Annotated in this window: 16 protein-coding genes; 9 read left to right on the forward strand and 7 right to left on the reverse strand. The window is 67.2% G+C overall.

Features of this window, described 5'->3' with window-relative positions; genetic code table 11:
• Positions 1 to 103: 103 nt before the first annotated feature.
• Positions 104 to 667: a hypothetical protein gene (locus ACTJI4_RS03075; RefSeq protein WP_392918075.1), complete on the forward strand. Its 564-nt coding sequence runs from the start codon at positions 104 to 106 to the stop codon at positions 665 to 667.
• A 115-nt stretch (positions 668 to 782) separates the two neighbouring features.
• Here the strand turns inward: ACTJI4_RS03075 and ACTJI4_RS03080 are convergent, their stop codons facing one another.
• Complete coding sequence (locus ACTJI4_RS03080) at positions 783 to 3,431, reverse strand: hybrid sensor histidine kinase/response regulator (protein ID WP_392918072.1); 2,649 nt, start codon at positions 3,429 to 3,431, stop codon at positions 783 to 785.
• Between the two features lie 142 nt (positions 3,432 to 3,573).
• On the opposite strand from ACTJI4_RS03080, the gene ACTJI4_RS03085 reads away from it, so the two are divergent.
• On the forward strand, positions 3,574 to 4,110 hold the full coding sequence (locus ACTJI4_RS03085; protein WP_440868480.1) for a hypothetical protein: 537 nt from the start codon (positions 3,574 to 3,576) through the stop codon (positions 4,108 to 4,110).
• 222 nt (positions 4,111 to 4,332) lie between these two features.
• Here the strand turns inward: ACTJI4_RS03085 and ACTJI4_RS03090 are convergent, their stop codons facing one another.
• Positions 4,333 to 5,499, reverse strand: a complete 1,167-nt coding sequence (locus ACTJI4_RS03090) for an OprO/OprP family phosphate-selective porin (RefSeq protein WP_440868481.1) — start codon at positions 5,497 to 5,499, stop codon at positions 4,333 to 4,335.
• Between the two features lie 261 nt (positions 5,500 to 5,760).
• Between ACTJI4_RS03090 and ACTJI4_RS03095 the strand changes: the two genes are divergently transcribed.
• The gene (locus ACTJI4_RS03095; protein ID WP_392918064.1) at positions 5,761 to 7,110 is read left to right on the forward strand and encodes a dicarboxylate/amino acid:cation symporter; all 1,350 of its coding nucleotides are present in this window, start codon (positions 5,761 to 5,763) and stop codon (positions 7,108 to 7,110) included.
• Between the two features lie 253 nt (positions 7,111 to 7,363).
• Positions 7,364 to 9,655, forward strand: coding sequence for an NADP-dependent malic enzyme (locus ACTJI4_RS03100; protein WP_392918062.1), 2,292 nt, complete (start codon positions 7,364 to 7,366; stop codon positions 9,653 to 9,655).
• Positions 9,656 to 10,179: 524 nt separating this feature from the next.
• On the opposite strand, the gene ACTJI4_RS03105 is transcribed toward ACTJI4_RS03100, so the two are convergent.
• Entirely contained in the window at positions 10,180 to 13,521 is a 3,342-nt protein-coding gene (locus tag ACTJI4_RS03105) for a GH92 family glycosyl hydrolase (protein ID WP_440868482.1), read from the reverse strand.
• Positions 13,522 to 13,846: 325 nt separating this feature from the next.
• Between ACTJI4_RS03105 and ACTJI4_RS03110 the strand changes: the two genes are divergently transcribed.
• Genes ACTJI4_RS03110 through ACTJI4_RS03120 form a run of 3 tightly spaced genes read left to right on the forward strand, consistent with a single transcriptional unit; the run spans position 13,847 to position 16,476 of the window.
• Positions 13,847 to 14,044, forward strand: coding sequence for a zinc-finger domain-containing protein (locus ACTJI4_RS03110; RefSeq protein WP_019183790.1), 198 nt, complete (start codon positions 13,847 to 13,849; stop codon positions 14,042 to 14,044).
• A 16-nt stretch (positions 14,045 to 14,060) separates the two neighbouring features.
• Entirely contained in the window at positions 14,061 to 15,173 is a 1,113-nt protein-coding gene (locus ACTJI4_RS03115; RefSeq protein ID WP_440868483.1) for a glycosyltransferase, read from the forward strand.
• Positions 15,154 to 16,476 carry an O-antigen ligase family protein gene (locus tag ACTJI4_RS03120; RefSeq protein WP_440868626.1) on the forward strand — a complete coding sequence of 441 codons (1,323 nt, stop codon included), beginning with the start codon at positions 15,154 to 15,156 and terminating at the stop codon, positions 16,474 to 16,476. The genes ACTJI4_RS03115 and ACTJI4_RS03120 overlap by 20 nt, the downstream gene beginning before the upstream one ends.
• A 50-nt stretch (positions 16,477 to 16,526) precedes the next feature.
• Here the strand turns inward: ACTJI4_RS03120 and ACTJI4_RS03125 are convergent, their stop codons facing one another.
• Positions 16,527 to 17,447 carry an LpxL/LpxP family Kdo(2)-lipid IV(A) lauroyl/palmitoleoyl acyltransferase gene (locus ACTJI4_RS03125; protein ID WP_440868484.1) on the reverse strand — a complete coding sequence of 307 codons (921 nt, stop codon included), beginning with the start codon at positions 17,445 to 17,447 and terminating at the stop codon, positions 16,527 to 16,529.
• An 88-nt stretch (positions 17,448 to 17,535) separates the two neighbouring features.
• Between ACTJI4_RS03125 and waaA the strand changes: the two genes are divergently transcribed.
• Entirely contained in the window at positions 17,536 to 18,834 is a 1,299-nt protein-coding gene (gene waaA / locus ACTJI4_RS03130) for a lipid IV(A) 3-deoxy-D-manno-octulosonic acid transferase (RefSeq protein WP_440868485.1), read from the forward strand.
• Positions 18,835 to 18,959: 125 nt separating this feature from the next.
• Here the strand turns inward: waaA and ACTJI4_RS03135 are convergent, their stop codons facing one another.
• The 3 genes from ACTJI4_RS03135 to ACTJI4_RS03145 all read right to left on the reverse strand — a co-directional run bounded on the left by ACTJI4_RS03135 (position 18,960) and on the right by ACTJI4_RS03145 (position 21,800).
• Entirely contained in the window at positions 18,960 to 20,324 is a 1,365-nt protein-coding gene (locus ACTJI4_RS03135) for a TolC family outer membrane protein (RefSeq protein WP_392918045.1), read from the reverse strand.
• Between the two features lie 16 nt (positions 20,325 to 20,340).
• The gene (locus tag ACTJI4_RS03140; RefSeq protein ID WP_392918042.1) at positions 20,341 to 20,991 is read right to left on the reverse strand and encodes a protein-L-isoaspartate O-methyltransferase family protein; all 651 of its coding nucleotides are present in this window, start codon (positions 20,989 to 20,991) and stop codon (positions 20,341 to 20,343) included.
• A gap of 137 nt (positions 20,992 to 21,128) precedes the next feature.
• On the reverse strand, positions 21,129 to 21,800 hold the full coding sequence (locus ACTJI4_RS03145; protein ID WP_392918039.1) for a TetR/AcrR family transcriptional regulator: 672 nt from the start codon (positions 21,798 to 21,800) through the stop codon (positions 21,129 to 21,131).
• A gap of 123 nt (positions 21,801 to 21,923) precedes the next feature.
• Here ACTJI4_RS03145 and ACTJI4_RS03150 point away from each other — a divergent pair, with 123 nt between their 5' ends.
• Positions 21,924 to 23,051 (forward strand): efflux RND transporter periplasmic adaptor subunit, encoded by a 1,128-nt coding sequence (locus tag ACTJI4_RS03150; protein ID WP_392918035.1) that lies wholly within the window; start codon positions 21,924 to 21,926, stop codon positions 23,049 to 23,051.
• Positions 23,052 to 23,054 lie beyond the last annotated feature (3 nt).

Below are 23,054 nucleotides of genomic sequence, written 5' to 3' on the forward strand. Positions count from 1 at the left end.
TCACATTTCAACGCATCCCGGTGCCAACTGGCGACGGGGACGATCCACGGAGACCGCAGGGCTGCTGCCCAGTGTGCCTGCGAGTGCTCCTGAATCCCGGAGAATGAATGTGGACAAGCACGATATGGTGAAGGGGTTTTCCCAAGGCGATGCGGTAGTGATTATCGAGACAGGGGGCAGGTCGCTGCAGGGGTACCTGTCAAAGATCGATGTCGCCCAGGATCGCCTGGTGCTCAGGGTGGGCGCCGACATCGGCTACGACGGCAAGGTGGAGCGCGAACACCTGGTTGAGCTCAAGTTCGACGGTATCGCCGCGATCGGTCGGTTTGGCAGCAATCTCAACAGGCACCCCACCCTGGAAGACGAGCTCAAGAAGTATCCGATCGGGAAATACCTGATGATCTGGGGCACGCATGACAACTCCATCAACCTGACGATCCAGCAGGGGCAGTTGAAGAGCATCAACTGGGAAAAACGCACACTTGTGCTGTACAACACCACCTACAAGGAGGACCGCACGGTCAACTTTGATCGGATCAGCAGCATTGACGCGTCCCGCAGTGGCCCCGGGGCCGCATCGCCTGCCAGTGTTCCCGATTGGTACATGCGGCCGGACGGTGCCTGGTACCGCGGTGAGCAGGAACATTCTGACGGTGGTGACAAGTAGCTGATGCCAGGTAAACCACTGCGGCGTTGGGTGGCATTGCTCCGATGCCGCCCAACGCGCAGTGGTCTTCTGGATGGCAAGGTCCGCTACCTGGGCGGGCAGGTTGCGCGCCGGTCTACGACCGGTGCCGCACCAGCAACTGCGTCATCAACGCCCGCAAGGCCGGGGGGCGCACCGGCTTGGACAGGAAGCCCCAGCCGTTCTCAGCCGCCTGCGCCTTCAACGCATCATCGCGCTCGGCAGTGACCAGAATCACCGGCGGCCTTGCCTGCCACAGCTCGCATAGCTGCTCGTACAGATCCGGCCCCTGCCATTGGCCCATGCGCACATCCAGCAGGACCAGCTGCGGCACGTTCAATGCGGAGGCGATTTCCAGGGCGGCGTGCGGCCCATCGGCCAGCTCCACCCGGCAGCCCCAGCGTTCCAACAGTGCCCGGGTAGCCGCACACACACGCGGGTCATCATCAATGCTCCACACCCGGCACCGCCGCAGCGGGCCGTCATCGCCCGAATCCGCGGACACCGCCGGGGCAGGAGCGGGTGCGGGTATCGCCTCGGCGCTGCCCAGCGGCACGGTGACGGCAAACACGCTGCCGCTGCCCAGCGTGGAACGCAGGCTGATGCGGTGCCCCAGCAGCCGCCCGATGCGCTCCACGATCGCCAGGCCCAGCCCGGCCCCGCGCTCCTGGTCCACGCCATCATCCAGCCGCCGGAACTCCTCGAAGATCTCGCCCTGCAGGCTCTCCGGAATACCCGGGCCCTGGTCATGCACTTCGATGCGCAGCTGGTCGCCCACCCGGCGACACCCGATCAGCACCCGCCCACGCGGGGTATAGCGCAGCGCATTGGACAGGAAATTCTGCAGGATGCGACGCAGCAGCGCCTCATCGCTCACCACCACCGCACGGGTATCCACCCAATCCAGCCGCAGCCCGCGTGCCTGTGCTGCAATGCCGAACTCACGCGCCAATGTTTCCAGCAACGGCGACAGCGCAAACGCACGCACATGTGTCTGCAACGTGCCCGATTCCAGCCGCGAGATATCCAGCAGGCTGTTGAGGATGGAGTCCTGCGCCGCCAGCGCCGCATCCACATGCTCGCTCAGCTCGCGCGCATCGCCACTCAGCTTGCCGCGCAGCACCGAAACGAACATGCGCGCAGCATTGAGCGGCTGCAACAGATCATGCACCGCCGAGGCCACGAAGCGGGTCTTGTAGCGGTTGGCCCGCTCGGCTTCGCGGCGGGCCTCGTCCAGGTCACGGGTACGCTCGGCCACGCGGTGTTCCAGCGCATCGGCCAGCGAGCGCAGCTCACGCGCGGTGTTCTTGTAGGCGGTGATATCGGCGTAGCTGGTGACGAAGCCGCCATCGGGCAGCGGGTTGCCACGGATCTCCAGCACCGTGCCGTCGTCCTTCTCGCTCTCGCGCATGTGCGGGCGGCCACTGCGCAGGTGATTCAGGCGACGCTCGATGGCCTCATCGATCGGCCCCGGACCCAACAGGCCACGGCGGGCGTTGTAGCGGAACGCCTCGGCGATGGGCACGCCCACCCGGATCAGATCCGGCGGGAACCGGAACAGTTCCAGGTAGCGCGCATTCCACGCCACCAGCCGCTGCTCGCTGTCGATCACCACCACGCCCTGCGGCAGGTGCGCCAGGCTGCGGCTTAGCCCGCTGTCGGCCTGCTGGGCGGCCTGCAGCACGCCATCCTGTGCGGTGCGCAGTTCCTGCGCGTGCTGCTGCAGCACCGCTTCCAGCTCCAATCGACTGCGCTGGCGGTGCGAGGCCAGGCGCCGGCGCTGCTGGACGAACAAGGTCAGAAAGCACAGCGCCAGCCAGATGCCGCCCGCGGCCAGCGCGGTACTGCGTCCCACGGCGGCGCTGGCGCCGGCATCGTGCAGCAGGTGCAGCTTCCACTGCGGGTCATCCAGCACGTAGGTCTGCCACAGCACCGGGCGTGGCAGCGAGGGCTGCTCCAGCCGCACCATGCGGCCGCCATCGGCCAGCACATCCAGCGTGCGCGCCTGCAGCGGCTGCAGTGAGCGGTCGGCGTACTGGCGGGTGGCGAGCATCTCTTCATGCTCGGTCGGGGAGAGCGGGCGCAGCAGCCGGTAGCGCCACGCATCGCCGTTGGCCAGGAACACCACGTCATGCGCATCGCTGGCCATCACGATGTCGGTGCTCTGCAGCCATTCCTGCTCCAGCGCCCGCAGCTCGATCTTGATCGCAATGACGCCCAGCACATCACCCGCGTGGTTGAGGATCGCCTGCGACAGGAAGTAACCCGGCACCGCCGTGGTCATGCCGATGCCGTAGAAGCGCCCGGTGCCCTTGGCCATGGCCTGCTGGAAGTAGGGGCGGTAGCTGTAATCCTCGCCCACGTTGCTGGTGGGCTGGTCCCAGTTGCTGGCGGCCACGGCTACGCCGTGGCGGTCGATCAGGGTGAGGGTGGAGGCGCGGGTGACGTTGTTGGCCTGCTGCAGCTTGAGGTTGAGCCGGTGGCGTTCGGTGTCATCCAGCGGGTTGCTCACCGCCTGCAGCAGCTCCGGATCCAGCGCCAGCAGCTGGGGCAGCGTGCGGAACCGGTCGATGCGCTGCTGCAAGGTCTGCGCGTACAGGTCCAGCTGGCGGCGTACCTGCGTGCTTTCTTCTGCGAGGGCCCGCTGCTGGGCATAGCGGCCGGCGGCCAGGCCAGCCAGAAGCGTACCGCCCACCATGATCAGCAGGGTCAACAGCAGCGGCCGATAGCGGGAAGCGCGGTACATGCAGGGCGGGGCACCAGCGGGCAGGTTTCACGTGGGATTGACTGGCGACAATGATAGTTCACGTACGGACCCCGGCTGTGGAGCGGGTCTGCCGAAACGGGGGCGTTTCGAGACCGGGGCGCTGCGTCCTGGGAGGAGCATCGTGAAAAAGAAGATGACGGCGGTCGCGGTCTGTTGCCTCTCACTGATGGCTGGCCTCGCCCACGCGGGCGAATGCAAGCCCGGCGGCTCCATGATGTCGGTCGACAAGCGTGAGGCGAGCCCAACGCATCGTGGCTATGCGTGGACGCTTGGCTTGGAGGCCAGAGCGACCACGAACCTGGAGCAGCTGCGGCGGGACCTCCAGCTGGAACGCTCAAGCCTGACGGTGGGTAGAGAGCCAGCCGGCGCTGGCATGATGTACGCCGTGTCCGTCGTTGGCGACAGCACAACATCGACATGCGTGGTCTACGAGCCCTGGCGACAGGATCTGGACAGTGCCGGTCTGATCGGGGAGGTAATGCAGATGGATGGAACGCCACCCGGGATCTGTATTGATCCGGACGGACGGATTGCAGCCAGGCTTCAGGTGCACACGATTATCGGAACGGCTCCGTTCGTCAGGTTGGTCATACCGGGCCGCGACCCGTCCCGGCGAGGGCTTGACGTCGTTTTCAAGGAAAATGGTTGTCCAGACTGAGCTGAAACTGCACGACCCGGCTCGGCGGCAGAACACCATCAAACGCTCTGCAGACGTTCCCCGGAAATGCATCTGGGTGCACAGCTCATGGCGCTTGGGCCTGGCCCGCACGTCACGGCGGCGGTGGCGCTCGGCGTCGTCCAACGAATGGCTCACCGCTGAAACGGGAAGAACGGACAAAGGTCGCGACAGGGCGGACTCAGGCGCCCTGTCGCGATTCCATCAGAAGTGAACCTGCGCCCGAAGCTCGAAGATCTCCGGCTTGGTGCGCACGCCGCGGCGGCTGGCATCCGCCCACACGTAGTTCGCCTGGAACTTGAAGTGGCTGGTCAGGTACCAGTTCGCACCGACGGTCCAGTCGTGCTGGCGGCCGCCGAGCACGTCGGCGTCATCCAGGTCGATGCGGCTGTAACGGGCCAGCAGTTCGACCGCGCCGTAATCGTGCGCCGGCTTCACGTTGGCAACGGCACCTGCGCTGTACGGGCGCGATTCGCCGGTGACGATCCAGCTGCCCATCACGTACTGGCCATCGCCGGTGTAATCCGGCTTGCCATCACGGGTGACGGTGGTGCGCAGCGCTTCGGCCTGCACCGAGAACGGGCCGTGGATGTAGATGCCCTCCAGGCCGGTACGGCGGATCTGGTCGGCGGTGACCAGTGCGCCCGAATCCACCAGGCGGATGTCGGTCAGGCCGGCTTCCGGGCGCGCACGCAGGCGGGCGCTGGCGTCGAAGTGCACGTCGCGGCCGTCGCGGTAGCCGCGCGGGTTTTCCTGCGAATAGGCCAGGCCCAGGTGGATCACATCGCCCGGTGCCTTCACCGGGGTCCACACGCCGCGCACGGCCTGGGTGGTGCCGGGGTTGTCACCCTGCAGATCCTTGCCGCCATAGGCGCCCACCTGCATCAGGTAGGCCGGGCGCTCCAGCACCCATTCGGCACCGGTGCGGCGGCCGGCGTAGAAGGCCTGCACGGGCAGGGCGGTTTCCATGAAGCTGCCCGCGCGCGAGGAGGTGTTGGCATCCAGGCCGACCGGGGTCTTCATGTAGCCGAAGCGGAAGCGGCCCACGTCCTTGCCGAACACGGCCTTGCTCTCGAAGCGGAAGAACACGTCCAGCCAGGTGTCGGCCTGGAAGTCGTAGTACACCATCGCGTCGTACACGCCCTTCTTTTTCAGGGTCGCGCCGAACTCCTTGCGGCGCACCGCGTCGTCATCTTCGAAGCGGTCGCTGCCGGAGAAGTCGTTGAGGTCGTAGGCGATGTTGGCGGTGGCGGCCAGTTCGGTGCCGTCGCTGAAGGCAAACTTGGTCGGCCAGTTGTCCCAGTCCGCGGCGGACGCGGCAACGGGGGCAGACAGGGCGGTAAGAGCGATGAACAGGGGGGTCAGGCGCATGGAATATGGTCTGGCTTCAAATAAGTGGGGCAGAACAACAACGGCCGCGAGCGGGAAAACTGTTGGACCACAAGGCCCGGAACGACACGGCCACCCGCCGCCGTGGGGGCGCGGTGCCCCTGCAGTGTAGGCACTGGGCTTGGCTGAACAGGGGGGCTAGTACCAATAGGTTATCTGCGTGGCGATGCAGCGGGCGTAAAAAGACCACGCCCGATGCCGCCGCGTGCGGCCGGCATCCCCGTGACACTGCCGGAGTTTCCCATGCACGTTCCCACCGCTGCCCCGCTTGCAGCCAAGCCGTTGCCGTTCTACCGCCAGCTGTATTTCCAGGTGGTGGTGGCGATCGTGCTGGGCGCCATCCTCGGCCATTACGAGCCGGCGTTCGCTGAATCGCTCAAGCCGTTGGGGGATGGTTTCATCAAGCTGGTGAAGATGATCATCGCCCCGGTGATCTTCCTCACCATCGTCACCGGCATCGCCGGCATGACCCACCTGCGCACCGTGGGCCGGGTCTTCGCCAAGTCGATGGCCTACTTCCTGTTCTTCTCCACCCTGGCGCTGATCGTGGGCATGGTGGTGGCGCACGTGGTGCAGCCCGGCGCCGGCATGAACATCAACCCGGCCGACCTGGACCAGACCGCGGTGCACAGCTACGTGGAAAAATCCCACGAGCTCACCCTCACCGGCTTCGTCATGGACATCATTCCGTCCACGCTGGTAAGCGCGTTCGTCGATGGCAACATCCTGCAGGTGCTGTTCGTGGCGGTACTGTTCGGCATTTCGCTGGCGCTGGTGGGTGAGCGCGGCCGCCCGGTACTGACCTTCCTGGAGGCGCTGACCGCCCCGGTGTTCCGGTTGGTCCACATCCTGATGAAGGCCGCGCCGATCGGTGCGTTTGGCGCCATCGCCTTCACCATCGGCAAGTACGGGGTGGGCTCGCTGATCAACCTGGCCTGGCTGGTGGGTTCGTTCTACCTCACCGCGTTCCTGTTCGTGGCGGTCATCCTGGGCGTGGTCTGCCGCCTGTGCGGGTTCTCGGTGTTCAAGCTGGCCCGCTACCTGAAGGCCGAGCTGCTGCTGGTGCTGGGCACCTCGTCCTCGGAATCGGCGCTGCCCTCGCTGATGGAAAAGATGGAAAAGGCCGGCTGCAGCAAGTCCGTGGTGGGCCTTGTGGTCCCCACGGGCTACTCGTTCAACCTGGACGGCACCAACATCTACATGACCCTGGCTGCGCTGTTCATCGCCCAGGCCACCAACACCGAACTGACCCTGGGTCACCAGATCGCGCTGCTGCTTGTGGCGATGCTCAGCTCCAAGGGCGCCGCCGGCGTGACCGGGGCGGGCTTCATCACCCTGGCCGCCACCCTGGCGGTGGTACCGGAAGTGCCGGTGGCCGGCATGGCGCTGATCCTGGGCGTGGACCGGTTCATGAGTGAATGCCGCTCGCTGACCAACTTCATCGGTAATGCGGTGGCCACCGTGGTGGTGTCGCGCTGGGAAGGCGCGCTGGACCGCGACCGCCTGGCGCTGGCCCTGGATGGCCGCGAGGCCGAGCTGCCGCCGCTGGCCAGCGACGACCTGCCGTCGCCGCTGCCCGCCCCGGCGCGCTGAACACGCCCCTCCCCCTGATGCGTGTGCAGCAGGTCCGTGCCGTTCCCCCTTGGACGGCACGGCCTGCTTTTTTCATGGGGTTTCCGGTGATGTAAGTTGTCATCGGTGCCCGTCAGGCTGGCGTCGCATACGCCGGCGCACGGCCCGCCCGATGTGCGGTCGCAGCATGATCGCGACAGCGTAGCGACAGGTCCAACACCGCCAACGGGGGTATGATCCCCTGTTCCTCTCGCCCATTCATCTGCAGAAAGCGATGTCCAACGAAGATTTCAAACAGGCCGCCCTCGACTATCACCGCATGTCGCCGCCGGGCAAGATCAAGGTCACGGCGACCAAGCCGATGCTGACCCAGCGCGACCTGTCGTTGGCCTATTCGCCGGGCGTGGCCCATGCCTGCGAGGCCATCATGGCCGACCCGCAGCAGGCCAGTGAGCTCACCGCCCGCGGCAACCTGGTGGCCGTGATCTCCAACGGCACCGCCGTGCTGGGGCTGGGCAACATCGGCCCCCTGGCCGGCAAGCCGGTGATGGAAGGCAAGGGTGTGCTGTTCCAGAAGTTCGCAGGTATCGATGTGTTCGACATCGAAATCAACGAAAACGATCCGGACAAGCTGGTCGAGATCATTGCTTCGCTGGAACCGACTTTTGGCGGCATCAACCTGGAAGACATCAAGGCGCCGGAGTGCTTCATCGTGGAGCGCAAGCTGCGCGAGCGGATGAACATCCCGGTGTTCCATGACGACCAGCATGGCACGGCGATCATCGTCGGCGCCGCGGTGCTCAACGCCATGGTGGTCACCGGCAAGAAGATCGAAGAGGTGAAGCTGGCCACCACCGGCATGGGCGCTGCCGGCATTTCGTGCGTGAACATGCTGGTCTCGCTGGGTCTGAAACCGGAAAACATCCTGGCCTTCGACCGTGAAGGCGTGATCCACACCGGCCGCAGCGACCTGGACCCGGAAAAGAAGCGCTATGCCCGCGATACGGACAAGCGCACGCTGGCCGAGATCGTCGAGGGCGCCGATATCTTCCTGGGCCTGTCGGCCCCGGGCATCCTCACCGCGGACATGGTCAAGACCATGGCCAAGGACCCGGTGATCTTCGCGCTGGCCAACCCCACCCCGGAAATCATGCCGGAAGTGGCGCGCGCGGTACGCCCGGATGCGCTGATCGGCACCGGCCGTTCGGACTACCCGAACCAGATCAACAACGTGCTGTGCTTCCCGTACCTGTTCCGTGGTGCGCTGGACGTGGGCGCCACCGCGATCAACGAAGAAATGAAGATCGCCTGCGTGCACGCGATCGCCGCGATGGCACGCCGCGAAGCCAGCGACCTCGGCTCGGCCTATGGCGATGACACCCCGAGCTTCGGCCGCGATTACCTGATTCCGCGCCCGTTCGACCGCCGCCTGCTGGTGGAGCTGTCGGCCGCCGTGGCCCAGGCCGCGATGGATTCGGGCGTGGCCACGCGCCCGGTGGCCGACATGGGCGCCTACCGCGAGAAGCTGGCCCAGTTCGTCTACCGCACCAGCCTGATGATGAAGCCGGTGTACGACCGTGCGCGCGCCGACAAGCAGCGCGTGGTGTACGCCGAAGGCGAAGAAGAAGTGGTGCTGCGCGCGGTGCAGAACGTGGTCGATGAGGGCCTGGCCTTCCCGATCCTGATCGGCCGCCCGGACGTGATCGAATCGCGCATCGAGCGCATGGGCCTGCGCATGAAGGTCGGCGTTGATTTCGATGTCACCAACATCAACGACGATCCGCGCTTCAACGAGTACTGGCAGTACTACCACAACCTCACCGGCCGTCGCGGCGTGACGGTGGCGGCGGCCAAGAACCTGATGCGCTCGCGCCCGACCCTGATTGCGGCGGTGATGGTGGCACGCGGTGAAGCCGATGCGCTGCTTACCGGCGTGGTAGGCCGCTTCCACAAGAAGCTGGGCTACGTGCGCAGCGTGCTGCCGCTGGAATCGAAGGTCACCTCGACCTCGGCCATGACCGGTGTGATCAACCAGCAGGGCGTGTTCTTCTTCGTGGACACCCACGTGCAGGAAGACCCCACCGCCGAGCAGATCTGCGAAGCCACGCTGCAGGCGGCGTATCGCATGAAGCTGTTCGGGATCGAACCGAAGGTGGCGCTGCTGTCGCACTCCAACTTCGGCAGCCACGATTCCAAGGACGCGCTGAAGATGCGCACCGTGCGCGAGCTGCTGCTCAAGCGCAACCCGCGTTTGAACGTTGATGGTGAGATGCAGGGCGACACCGCGTGGGACGAAGCGCTGCGCCAGAAGCTGCTGCCCGACAGCACGCTGAAGGGCCGCGCCAACCTGTTCGTGCTGCCCAACCTGGAAGCGGCCAACATCGCCTACAACCTGGTGCGGGTGTTCACCGACGGCGTGGCGATCGGCCCGATCCTGATGGGCGTGGCCAAGCCGGCGCACATTCTGACCACCAGCGCGACCTCGCGCCGCGTGCTCAACATGACCGCCATTGCCGCGGTGGATGCGCAGATCCGGAAGCAGCTGGAAGTGGAAAAGAACGCCTAAGGCGTTCTTGCCCACTTCCGCTGCCCACGCATTCCACCTCTACCCCCGCCTTCGGCGCGCCCCTTCAACAGAAGGGGCTCTGCACCCGACGAATCGCGGTGCCTGAACACGTGAAAGACGGGGACCAGTGCGCTGCACCGGTCCTTTTTGCTTTTGAGGATCCCGTGGGCCGGCCAACGGCCGGCGCTACCGGACACTTTCCCGCAGCCCCACGGTCACTCCCGTGCAACCTGCCAAGGGCCAAATACCCCCACGCGGCCCGGCCGTGGCGGTGGTCCGCTGGACCCCGCCACCCTGGGCCCGACCACTTCCCCCCTCTGGAACGGCGCCATGCGCACTCGTCCTGCAAAGCGGTACTTCAAGCAGTTGTTCGCGTTGTATGCAGGGTTGGTTGGCGGCCGCTGACCGGTAACGAACACCCGGTGGGGGCATGCCCCACCGGGTAGAGCCACGCCCTGCGTGGCTTGCGCGGACCCGGCCGAAGAGCAGCCACGCAGGGCGTGGCTCTACGTTATCGGGTGAGGTTACTGCGCGAGCAGCTCCACTTCGGCCAGCTGCATCCGCCCCGGCCCTTCAATGCGCAACCGGTACTCGGCATAACGGCCCGGCTTGGCAATCCGGAACGGGCGGGTCTGCTGCTGCCACTCGAACGTTTCACCGCTGCGCTGGTCCAGTGTGATCCAGTTGCCCCCGGCCTTGCGCGCTTCCAGGGTCCACTTGCCCCCCCGGATCGGCGCATTGCCACTGGTCAGCGTGTACATCGACGGCGTTCCGTCAGACACACCCGTGAACACCACGCTGCCCTTGCCGCCGAACGGCACCACGGTGCCCGCGTCGTCATCGGTCAGCGCCGCCAATACCTTGCCATCGTCCAGCTGCGCACGCGCGCCACCGCCCAGCAGGTCATGCAGCAGCGCCGGGCGTTCACCCCGCGCGGTCAACGAACGCGGCGCATCGTCCGGCCCGGTGCCCCACTTGGACGGCGCCGGACCCATCTCGAAGTCCAGCGTGGCGCCCTTGGCGATCACCTCGTGCGGCACCCACGTCTTCGTCCACGGCTGGCCGTTGATCTTCAACGACTGCACGTAGATGTTGCGGTCGGAATTCTCCGGCGCGTTGACGGTCAGCACCGCGCCGCCCTGCAGTTCCACCTTGGCGTGCTTGAACGCGGGCGAGCCGATCGCGTATTCCGGCGAGCCCATCCGCAGCGGGTACAGGCCCAGCGAGGCCAGCACGTACCACGCCGAGGTTTCGCCGTTGTCTTCATCGCCCGGGTAGCCCTGGCCGATCTCGCTGCCCACGTACAGCCGCTTCAGGATCTCGCGTACATGCTGCTGGGTCTTCCACGGCTGCCCGGCGTACAGGTACATCCACGGAATGTGGTGCGAGGGCTGGTTGCTGTGTGCGTACATGCCCATGCGCACATCGCGCGCTTCGGTCATTTCATGGATGGTGCCGCCGTAGGAACCGGAGAACTTGGGGTCGGCGGTTTCCGGGGTGCTGAAGAACGTATCCAGCTTTTCGGCCAGCTTTTCGCGGCCACCGTACAGGCCGGCGAGGCCTTCGCCGTCATGCGCGGCGGTGAAGGCGAACGTCCAGCCGTTCGATTCGGTGTAATCGTGGCCCCACACGCGCGCGTCGTAGTCCTTCGCAGCCACGCGCCAGCTGCCATCGTCCTTGCGACCCTGGAAGAAGCCGGCGGCCGGGTCGAACACGGTGGCGTAGGTGCCGGCGCGGGCGCGGAAGTAGTCCGCTTCGGTGGTGTAGCGCTCGCGCGCGGCCGGGCTGCCGGCGGTTTTCGCCAGCGCGGTGGCCATGTTGGCGATGCCAAAATCGTTGAGCGCGCCTTCCATCGTCCACGACATGCCTTCGTGAACGTCGGCGCTGGCGTAGCCACGGAAGGTGGATTTATCCATGCCCTTGCGGCCGACATGGCGGTCCGGCGGCACCACGGTAGCGTTCTTCAATGCAGCCTGGTAGGCCTCGTCCGGATCGAAGCCCTTGATGCCCTTGAGGTAGGCATCGGCGAAGGCCACGTCCGAACTGGTGCCCACCATCAGGTCGGCATAGCCCGGCGAGGACCAGCGCGCCACCCAGCCACCGGCGCGGTACTGCTCCAGGAAGCCCTGCACCAGCGCGCCGGCATCGTCCGGGGTGAACAGCGCATACGCCGGCCAGGTGGTGCGGAAGGTGTCCCAGAAACCGTTGTTGACGTACACCTTGCCATCGCGGATCGGCGCGAAGCTGCGCACCGCGCTGCCATCGGTGTTGTCGTCGGCGGCGCTGGCCTGGCTGGCGTAACGCCAGTCCGGGGCGGCGGCAGTACCGGCGTTCTCGAAGCCCGAATTCGGGTACAGGTAGAGCCGGTACAGGCTGGAATACAACGTGGTCTTCTGGTCGTCGCTGGCCTGGCCAATGTCGAAGCGGGCCAGGCGCTGGTCCCAGGCATCCTGGGCGCGGGCGGCAACGGTGGCCAGGGTGTCATCGCTGGCCAGCTCCAGCGCCAGGTTATGGCGGGCCTGCTCGACCGAGATCAGCGAGGTGGCGATGCGCATGGTCACGCGGCGGTCGCTGCCCGGGTCGAACTTGATGTAGCCGGTGGGCCGACCGCTGCTGATCTTGCCGCTGCTGCGCCACGGCCGGTCGAAGCTGGCCACTACGTACATGCGGGTGGCGCCGTTGGACAGCCCGCTGCGCGTATCGGTGTAGCCCGACAGCGTCTGCGTGGCCGCATCCAGGGTCAGCCCGCCACGCGCGTCGACGTTGTCGAACAGCAGGTTGGCGTCGCCATCCTTGGGGAAATCGAACTGGAACAGCGCAGCGTGGTCGGTTGGCGCGATGGCGGCGGCAATGCCGTTGTCGAAGCGCACCGCATAGCGGTACGGGCGCGCACTTTCGTTGTCGCGCGAGAACGACAACGCACGCTTGGCGCGGTCCGCTTCCGGCACGCCACGGGTGGCCGACGGCATCACCTGGAAGGTCTGGCGGTCGCCCATCCACGGGCTGGGCTGGTGGCTCAGGGCCAAGGCCTGCAGCTGCGGGCGGTTGGCCGCGTTGTTCTGCTCGTTCCAGCGGTACAGCCAGTTCAGCGCGCCGGCGTCGGTCACCGGGGTCCAGAAGTTGAAGCCGTGCGGCACGGCGGTGGCGGGGAAGTTGTTGCCGCGCGAGAAGGTGCCGTTGGCCTGGGTGCCGCGGGTGGTGAGCACCCAGTCGGAGGGGCGGGCCGGAGCGGTGCGCGGCTGGCTGTCCAGGCGCACGTCGTCGATCCAGCCCGACACCGGTGCGTTGGCGGCGCTGCCCAGCTCCAGTTCGACGGCGACCACGCGACGGCCGCGCAGTGATTCCACATCGCCCAGGCGCACCGACTTGTGCGCCCACTGCTGCGGATACAGCGTCTTGGAATCCCCCTGCGCCTTGGCGCCGAGCGGGATGCCGTGCAGGTCGCGCGCGGCGCTGGCCGAGACCCGGCTTCCGTCGTCCAGCACCAGATCCAGCGAGACATAGGTGGAGGCCACCGTGTCCCCGCCCACGATCTCCGGCAGCACCAGCCAGGACAGGGTGGTGTCGGCGTCGATGGTCACATCGGTGGTGAACAGCGGGGTGGTGGCGGCGCCGCCGGCACTGGCGTAGTGCAGGGCACGCAGACCGCTATAGCCGACCCCGGGCTTGGCCGCATAGGGCGCCGCCGGGCCCTTGCCGACCTTCAGTTGCACGCCGCCCTTGCTGGCCTGCGGGGCCGGTTCCCCCGGCTCGAAGGAGGTCTGCAGGCCCTGAGCGAGAGCGGGCAGGGCAAATGGCGCGCAGGCCAGGGCGAGCGCCAGCGGAAGCAGGGCGCGGCGGGCAGGGCGGGGGTGCGGCAGGGTCATGCAGGGATCTCCCGGGTGGGACAGGCGGCAGGCGGAGCCCGCATCGGCGACCTCGGCAGACAGCACCGCGCCGGCCGCCCGCAAGGGCAGTCGAAGCGATGCAGGTCCGGCGGGGGACGGGCCATGCGATCGGGTGTTTGATCGGAACGCATCCGATCCTGCAACACCGGGAGCGGCTCTGGCAAGTGAAATTAGTTCGATCTAAACCCGGAAAAACCGCATATCGCCATTTTCCTCGTGACCTCCCGCACGCAACCGGCCGCGCCGCGCCCGGCGCCCCGGGTGCTAGAATCGAGCCCCTCGCAATTCCTCTCCGTGCCCCGCCATGAGCCATACCGCCACCGCGCCCGCCAATGCCGAAAAGCGTTACACCGTGCACCGCAGCGACCTGCCGCTGAGCTGCCCGACGCCGGAGATGGCGCTGTGGAACTCGCACCCGCGCGTGTACCTGCCGATCGAAGACGAGCCGAACTGCGAAGCCGCGTGCCCGTACTGCGGTGCGGTCTTCGTGCTGGCCGACTGAGCAGGCGGAACCGAACGTGCGCCGACTGACCGTGGTGCAGCTGCTGCCGGCGCTGCACTCCGGCGGGGTTGAGCGCTCAACGCTGGAAATTGCCGCCGCGCTGGTCGCGGCCGGGCACCGCGCCATCGTGGTCTCCGCCGGTGGCCGGCTGGTCGAGCCGTTGCTGGCCAGTGGCGCCGAACATCTCACCCTGGATATCGGCCGCAAATCGCTGTGGACGCTGCGCCACGTACGCACGCTGCGCAACATGCTGGCCGAAACCGGCGCTGACATCGTGCATGCGCGCTCGCGGCTGCCGGCCTGGCTGGGGTACTACGCCGTGCGCAACCTGCCTGCAGCCACCCGCCCGCACTGGGTCACCACCGTGCATGGCTTGAATTCGCCCAGCCGCTACAGCGCGGTGATGACCAGCGGCGAACGGGTCATCTGCGTGTCCAACTGCGTGCGCGAATTCGTGCTGAAGCATTACCCGAGCGTGCCGCCGGAGCGTCTGCGGGTGATTCCGCGTGGCGTGGATACCGCCCAGTTCCCGCGCGTGGGCCGCCAGGACCGGCGCCCGCGCCTGACGGTGGCCGCGCAGCATCCGGCGCTGGCCGGCGACGCGCCGCTGCTGCTGTTGCCCGGCCGTGGCACCCGCCTCAAGGGCCATCACCACGCACTGTCGCTGCTGGCCGGGCTGCATGCGGCCGGCGTACCGGCGCTGCTGTGGATGCCGGGCACCCGTGAGCCGGGGCGTGAGCGCTATGTGGCCGAGCTGGAGGCGCAGGCACGCAGCTTGGGCATCGCCGACGCGGTGCTGATGACCGCGCCCACCTCGCGCATCGCCGAGGCCTATGCGGCCAGCGATCTGGTGCTGCAGCTGTCTGACAAGCCCGAGGCCTTTGGCCGCACCGTGGTCGAAGCGTTGTCGGTGGGCCGGCCTGTACTGGGCTGGAACCGGGGCGGGGTGGGCGAGCTGCTGCAACACCTGCAGCCATCCGGCGCGGTACCCTTGGGCGACGCCGGGGCATTGCAGGCACGTGCGCTGCAGTTGCTGGCGCAGCCACCTTCGCTGCCCTCGCGTATTCCGTTCACCCTGCAGGCGATGCAACGTGACACGCTCCAGCTCTATACCTCCCTCGCTGGCTGAGCCGGTCAAGGCGCCCGGTTCGCCGGGCTTCCGCGCCGGCCGCTGGGCTCCGTGGTGGGTCATCGCGTTCGTGGCGATGCTGCCACTGCCCGGCATCGCCGAAACCGTCCTGGGGCTGGGCGCGCTGTACGCCGCTGCCCGTATGGTGCAGCTGCGCCTGCAGGGCAAGCAGCGCATGCTCAGCAGCCCGGCCTGGGCGCTCACCAGCATCCTGTTCCTGGGGTATTGGCTGCCGCAGGCGTTTTCCACCTTTGATGCAATTGATCCAGGCACGGCGTGGCGCAAGACCGCCGCCGGGCTGCGCTACCTGCCTTTCATGTGGCTGGTGGCGATCGCGGTGGCGACGCCGGAGCGGCGCGCGCTGACCCTCAAGGGCATTGCGCTGATTACCGGGGTGTGGACGCTGGACGCACTGGCGCAGGCGGTACTGGGTACCAGCCCGTTGTTCTGGTCGATGGACCAGTTGAAGTGGGCGATCAGTGGGCATGGCCTGTGCCCGCCGGCGGAAATGGCCGCAGCCGATCGCCTGAGTGGGGTGCTGGGGCCGTGCAACCTGAAATTCGGCCAGGTGCTGGCCAGCCTGTCACCTTTCCTGCTGTTTGCCGCCGCTGCCCGCTTCGGCCGGTGGGGCTGGATGCTGGTGGCCGCTGCCGTGGGCGCGGTGCTGGTGCTGGCCGGTTCGCGTGCGGCGTGGGTGACCTATGCGCTGGTGCTGGTGTTCTCCGGCTGGCGCCTGCTTGGCGCGCGCGGTCTGCTGGCCTGCGTGGCGGTGGGGCTGGCGGCGGCGGTGGCGCTGGCCGCCGGCTCGCACCAGGTGCGCGAGCGGCTGGAGCGCACCGCGATGGCGTGGGAAGGCGAGAGCGATGGGGTGAACCAGGCGTTGTCCGGACGCGCACAGATCTGGGCCGCGGCGGGATGCATGATCGAGCAGCATCCGGTCAACGGCGTGGGCGCACGGGGTTTCCGCGATGCCTACCCGGATTGCAATCCGCGCCCTGAAGAACAGGAAGTGTGGGGCGCCGGCCCGGCGTTGCACGCGCACCAGATCCTGCTGGAGATCCTGGCCGAAACCGGCGTGCTCGGGTTGCTGCTGTGGCTGGCGGCTGCGGCGCAGGCGTGGCGCGCGTGGCGCTTCGCCCCACTACCGGCGCGCGAACGCGCCCGCCCGGCAATGTTGGCCCTGGCCGTCACCCTGTTCCCGTTCAACACCCACCTGGCGTTCTATTCCACGTTCTGGGGCGGCCTGACGTTGCTGCTGGCCGCCCTCTACGCAGGCAGCCTGCTGGCCAGCGACGAACGGTAATCGGAGCGTGCAAAACGCGTTGGACGCGCATTGCGTGTCCGACGTTGCCGTTATTTGTAGAAGTCGCTGCGGCCGCCGGGCTGGCGCTTGAAGCGGCGGTGGATCCACAGGTACTGGTCCGGGGCTTCGCGCACCATCGCTTCGATGGCCTGGTTCACCCGCGCGGTATCGGCTTCCACATCGTCGCTGGGGAAGTTCTCCAGCGGTGCGCCGATCTTCAGGAAGTACTTCCCGCCTTCGCGGCGGTGGAAATACGGAATCACCGCGCAGCCGGTCATCCGCGCCAGCTGGTGGGTGGCGGTGATGGTCGACGCGGTATGCCCGAAGAACGGCACGAACACGGTGTCCTTGCCACGCATGTCCTGGTCCGGCGCGTACCAGAGGAAGCCGCCCTTCTTCAGGTGACGCACGGTGGCGCGGATGTCCTCGTTGGCATACATCGCCTTGGCATAGCGCAGCCGGCCGAACTTCACCGCCCACTCGTACACCGGGTTGCGGTGCTTGCGGTACATGCCCGACAGGTCGACGTGGTCGCACAGCAGCCTGCCGCACATCTCCAGGGTCATGAAGTGGCCCGAGACCAGCAGCACGCCCCGGCCCTCGGCCTGCATGCGGTGCAGATGCTCCAGCCCTTCCACCTGCACCTTGGGGCGGATGCTGTCGATGCTGCCCCACCAGGCCCGGGCGAACTCGAAGATGCCCACGCCCAACGCGTCGAAGCTGTCACGCAGCAGGCGCTGGCGCCAGGCGTCGTCCTTCTCGGGGAAGCACAGTCTGAGGTTCACCTCGGCCGCGCGCCGGCGGCTGCCGGCCAGCCGGTAGGCCACGGTGCCCACCCCGCGCCCGAGCGCGCGCTGCAGGCCCCAGGGAAGACGGGCCAGGACGAAGGCGACCAGGATGAAGGCGAAGGTCGGCCAATGCCGGGGATTGCGCAGGGAGGGGCGGGTGGCGGTGGAAGCGTTATCTGACATGTTCCCGATTCTAAGTCATGCGCTTGTCGGGGTGCGTCAGGACCGGTCCCGCATGTCTTTCCCGGTGCCGCTCCCGTATCCTCTGCGCATGCGTAAAAGTCCCGTCGAATGGATCCTGCGCGGCCTGTATTCGGTCGTGCTGTACCTGCTGTTGCCAATCACCGTGTACCACCTGGTCTGGCGCGGTTTCCGGGTGCGCGAGTACTTCCAGCGCTGGGACGAGCGCTATGCCTCCTACCCCGATTCCACCGCGCAGCCGCGGGTCTGGCTGCATGCGGTTTCGGTGGGCGAAGTGAATGCTGCCGCGCCGCTGGTCAATGCGCTGCGCGAGCTGCGTCCGGACATCCGCTGGGTGATCACCACCATCACCCCCACCGGCTCGGAGCGGGTCCGTTCGTTGTGGGGCGATGCGGTCGACCACGTGTACCTGCCCTATGACGTACCGGGCAGCGTCGGCCGCTTCCTGGGCCACTTCAAACCCAGCCTGGCGCTGATCCTGGAAACCGAGTTGTGGCCGAACCTGCTGTTCGGCTGCCGCGACCGCGGCATTCCGGTGTACATCCTCAATGCCCGGCTGTCGGCGCGCTCGCTGCGCGGCTACCGCCTGCTGCGTCCGCTGATCGGGCGCACGCTGCGCACGGTCACCTGCGTGGCAGCGCAGTCGGCCGACGATGCCGAACGCTTCATCCAGCTCGGCGCGCTGCCCGAACAGGTGCAGCCGTTGGGCAACCTGAAGTTCGACATTGCCACGCCGAACGTGCGCGAGTTCACCGCCGATTTCCACGCCGCCGTGCCCGGCACGCGCCCGGTGTGGATCGCGGCGAGCACGCACGAAGGCGAGGAGCAGGCCACCATCGACCTGCACCGCCGCCTGCGGAAAGAGATTCCGAACCTGCTGCTGCTGTGGGCGCCGCGCCATCCCGAACGTTTCCCGCGGGTGGAAGCGCTGGCGCGCGAGCAGGGCTGGAAGGTCAGCACGCGCCGGCAGCAACAATGGCCGCAGGCCGACAGCGACGTGTTCGTGATCGATACGCTGGGTGAACTGATGGCGTTCTACGGCTGTGCCCAGGTGGCATTCGTTGGTGGCAGCCTGCAACCGATTGGCGGCCACAACCTGCTCGAACCGGCAGCGATGGGCACCGCCACGGTGACCGGCCCGCACCTGCACAATTTCGCCGAGATTTCCCGACGCATGCGTGAAGCAGGCGCGGTACTGATCGCCGACGACGTGACCGGCGTGGGCGATGCGCTGCTCACTCTGCTGCGCGATCCCGAAGCGCGGGAAGACATGGCCAGTGCAGGGTGTGCACTGGTGAGTAACGGCAGAGGCGCCTTGAAGCGCACTGTGGAGTTGATCGCACCGCAGCTTCCGCCGCCTCTGGTATGACCTTGGCGTAGGGACACGCCCTGCGTGTCTGCGCGGTGCCGGCGATCCGTGGGACACGCATGGCGTGTCGCTACGAAAAAGCCACCCTTTCGGGTGGCTCTTCTGGCTTCCGCCTTACCCTGCGATCAGTTGTTGACCTGGGTGCTCGGCGTCGCAGCCTGCTGGGTCAGCAGGCGGTTGACATCCTGCAGGTCGGCGATATCCAGCGTGCCGACCGCCTGGCCCAGCTGCAGGCGGTTCTGCAGGAAGGTGTAACGGGCGTTGGCGTAATCGAGCTGGGCCGAGAACAGGATGCGCTGGTTCTGGATCACGTCCAGCACGGTGCGGGTACCCACTTCCAGACCCACCTGGGATGCATCGTAGGCGCTCTGTGCCGAGACCACCGCCAGGCGACGGGCTTCGACTTCGCTGATGCCGGCCACCAGGGTCTGGTAGGCATTGCGGGTGTTGCGGTCCAGGGCGCGCTTCTGCTGCTCGTAGCCATCCTGGGCGATGTCGCGCTGGGCCAGCGCCTGGCGCACGCCCGACTGGGTGGCACCGCCCGAGAAGATCGGCACGCTCAGGGTCAGCCCCACGCTGTTGGTACGCTGGTCGGGGCTGAAGTTGGAGCCGCTGCCCACGACATCGCCCCAGCTGGCCGAACGGCCTGCGGTAGCGCCCAGCGACAGGGTCGGCAGGTGGCCGGCACGGGCTGCGGACACGCTGGCTTCGGCGGCGCTCACCTGCAGTTCCTGCGCCTTCAGTGCCGGGTTCTGGGCGACCGCTTCGTTGACCAGCTGGTCAACGGTGGCGTACTTGGCCGGCAGTTCCGGACGGAAGTCGGCGGGCAGCGCATTCAACTGGGTGACCGGCTGCCCGGTCAGTTCGGTCAGCGCCTGGTAGGCGTCGGCCAGCGTGTTCTGCGCGATGATGGTGTTGGCGCGGGCCTGGTCATACTGCGCGCGTGCTTCATGCACGTCGGTGATGGGGGCCAGGCCCACTTCCAGTCGCTTGTCGGCGAAATCGAACTGCTTCTTGGCTGCCGCTTCATTGGTCTGCGCCGCCGACAACGACTCGATGGCCACCAGCACGTTGAAGTACGCCGCCGAGGTGCGCACGATCAGGTCGTCGTTGGCCGAATCCAGGGTGAAGTCGGCCGCCTTGCTCAATTCGCGCTGCGCACGCAGATTGGCGAACTGGGTGAAGTTGATCAGCGTCTGCGAACCGGAGAGGCCGTAGGTGCGGCTCTTGGTCGTGTACGAGGTCGAACTCACGTCATGGTTCGGGTTGGTCCGATTGCGGTTCAGCGATGCCTCGCCGTTGATCTGCGGCAACAGTGCGGCGCGGGCCTGCACTGCGCCTTCCTTGTCAAACAGACGGGTCGATTCAGCCGCGGACAGCTGCGGATCGCCGTTGCGCGCCATTTCGTAGACCTGCAGCAGGTCGGCGGCAGAGGCGGTCATCGGCAGCAGGGCGGCGGCCAGCGCAATAGCGAGGGATCGGCGGATCATTGCGGCTTCCTTGGACTCAGAGGTGGAACTGGGGTGCCGGCGCGGCACCGCGCAGGTAATCGATATCGGTTTCAAACAGCGAATCGCTGATGCTGCCATCGGCATTGACCAGCACCGCTTCCATCGCCGGCGAATGGCCGCGGATCACGAACAGGCGGCCACCGGGACGCAGCCACTGGGTGAAGCGGGCGGGGATGGTCTCCACTGCCCCGGTAACGCAGATGGCGTCGAAGCGGCGCTCGGTGTCCCAGGTCAGGGCATCGGCGGTTTCAATCCGGACATTGCTGCCCAGGCCGGTGACATCCAGGCGCGCACGCGCCGCGTCGGCCAGGACCGGGTCGATTTCCAGGCTGAGCACTTCCCGGGCCAGGGCGCCCATGCAGGCGCTGAGGTAGCCGCTGCCGGTGCCGATTTCCAGCACTTCGTCGCCCGGCTGCAGGTTCAGCGCCTGCAGGGTGCGGCCTTCGATGACCGGCTTCATCATCTTGCGGCCGTCGCCCAGCGGCAGCTCGACATCGGTATAGGCGAGGGGACGGTTCGCATCGGCGACGAACGCCTCGCGCGGCAAACGTGCCAGTACGTCGAGCACACGGATGTCCAGCACGTCCCAGGGACGGATCTGCTGTTCAACCATCAGTTCGCGGGCGTGGGCGTAATCGATCGTCATGAGGTTCTTAATCCAGCGCAGTGGGCCGGCCATTTTACCGGTGCCGGGAGCCGGCGGCGCGCTGAGAGCATCGCTGCCGTCGCGCCGGGGTCGCAGTGCCGGAAGTCACCGCGACCTCCGGTCCATTCATGTTGTCCTTACCGCCCGGGGCGGGTGGCGTAAGCCCTCAGGAAGAAGGTCACGCTGGCCTCGACATGGGCATCGGCGTCGCACTCGGCCGGGGCCGTTCGCAGCCCGCACATCATATGCGTATGCAGCTCGCCTTTGATGAGGGTGAAGAACTGCAGGGCGGCGGTCTGGAAGTCGGCGATCTCCAGTTCGCCCCGTTCGGTGCGGGCGCGCAGGAACTCGGCCAGGGCATCGCTGGTGCGCTGCGGGCCCGCCACCCAGAACATCTCGCGGATGCGATCGTCGGTGTCGGGCGCCATCATCACCCGCTGCACGGCCACGGCCGCCGGCGAGGTGATCATGCTGAAGAACGCCCGTCCGATGCCCAGCAGCTGCTCGCGCAGCACGCCGTCAGCGTCGGCGACGAACAGCGCGTCCGGCAGCATCTCCATGCAGGTGGACTTCACAGCTTCGGTGAAAAGCGTCTCTTTGTCGCCGAAATGGCTGTAAACCGTCAGCTTGGACACACCGGCCTGGGCCGCGATGCTGTCCATGCTGACGCCGCCATACCCCTGGTCCACGAACAATGCCTTGGCCGCGTCCAGGATGGCCGCGCGCTTGCCCAGATCCTTCGGGCGGCCGGGTCCGGCTGCCTTGCTGGCGGGCTTGGACGGGACAGCGGAAGTGGTCGGAACAGTCATGCAAACAATACTAGACCAATCGGTTCGATATTTATACTATACCGACTGGTTCACTATTGTCCGTCATGGAATAGAGTGTCGCTTCCAGACGGTCTCCCCCGGTAATTCAAGGTCCAGGACCTCATGAACAACTTGCGATGGATGGGCAGTGGGCTGCTGGCGTTGGTGCTGGCAGCGTGTGGCAGACAGGATGCCGAGCCGCCCGCTCCGATCCCGGTGCTGGTGGTGCAGCCGGGCACGGTGAGCGGCCAGGAAGTGGCGGCGTACCCGGGCGAAGTGCGTGCGCTGCAGGAAAGCCCGTTGTCGTTCCGGGTCGGGGGCAACCTGGTCAAGCGGCACGTCGATGCCGGCCAGCGCGTGCGCAAGGGCGACCTGCTGGCCGAACTGGACGCCGCTGATTTTGCCTCCCAGGCAAGTGCCTCGCAGGCGCAGCTGGCTGCGGCCGAGGCCGACCTGGTGCGCGCCCGCGACGACCAGAGGCGTTACGCCAAACTGGCCGAGCAGCAACTGGTCAGCCAGTCCACCCTCGATGCGCAGACCGCGGCATTCAAGGCGGCGCAGGGCCAGGCCAATGCCGCCCGCGCGAACCTGGCAGTGGCCCGCAACCAGACCGGCTACGCCCAGCTGCGCGCGCCGGCCGATGGCGTGATTGCCAGCCGCGAGGCCGAAGCCGGACAGGTGGTCGGCGCCGGGCAGACGGTGTTCACCCTGGCCGCCGACGGTGGCCGCGAAGTGCTGATCGCACTGCCGGAGAGCAACATCCGCGATTACCAGGTCGGCCAGCAGGTGCAGGTGGAGCTGTGGAACAAGCCGGGCCTGATGCTGCCGGGCACGATCCGCGAGATCGCGCCGGCCGCCGATGCGCAGGCGCGCACCTACGCCACCCGGGTCAGCCTGGCGCCGGAAGCCGCCGCCGAAGTGGAACTGGGCCAGAGCGCGCGCGTGTTTGCCGCCGCCGGCCGCACCGGCACGTTGCAGCTGCCGCTGGGCGCGGTGCTGCGCGGCGCCGATGGCAAGGCCAGCGTGTGGGTGGTCAATCCGTCCAACGGGGCGATCAAGGCCACGCCGGTGACCGTGGGCGCCTATGGCCCCGACGCGGTGCCGGTGCTGTCCGGCGTGGCCGCGCAGGATTGGGTCGTTGCCGCCGGCGGGCATCTGCTGCGCGACGGCCAGACGGTCACCCCGGTGGACCGCCAGAACCGCCCGGTGCTGAAGCCGGCCGCCGCCCCCGCCGCAGCCAAGGGGCACTGATCC

Source organism: Stenotrophomonas sp. 22385 (genome assembly GCF_052045085.1).
Classification (GTDB): Bacteria; Pseudomonadota; Gammaproteobacteria; order Xanthomonadales; family Xanthomonadaceae; genus Stenotrophomonas.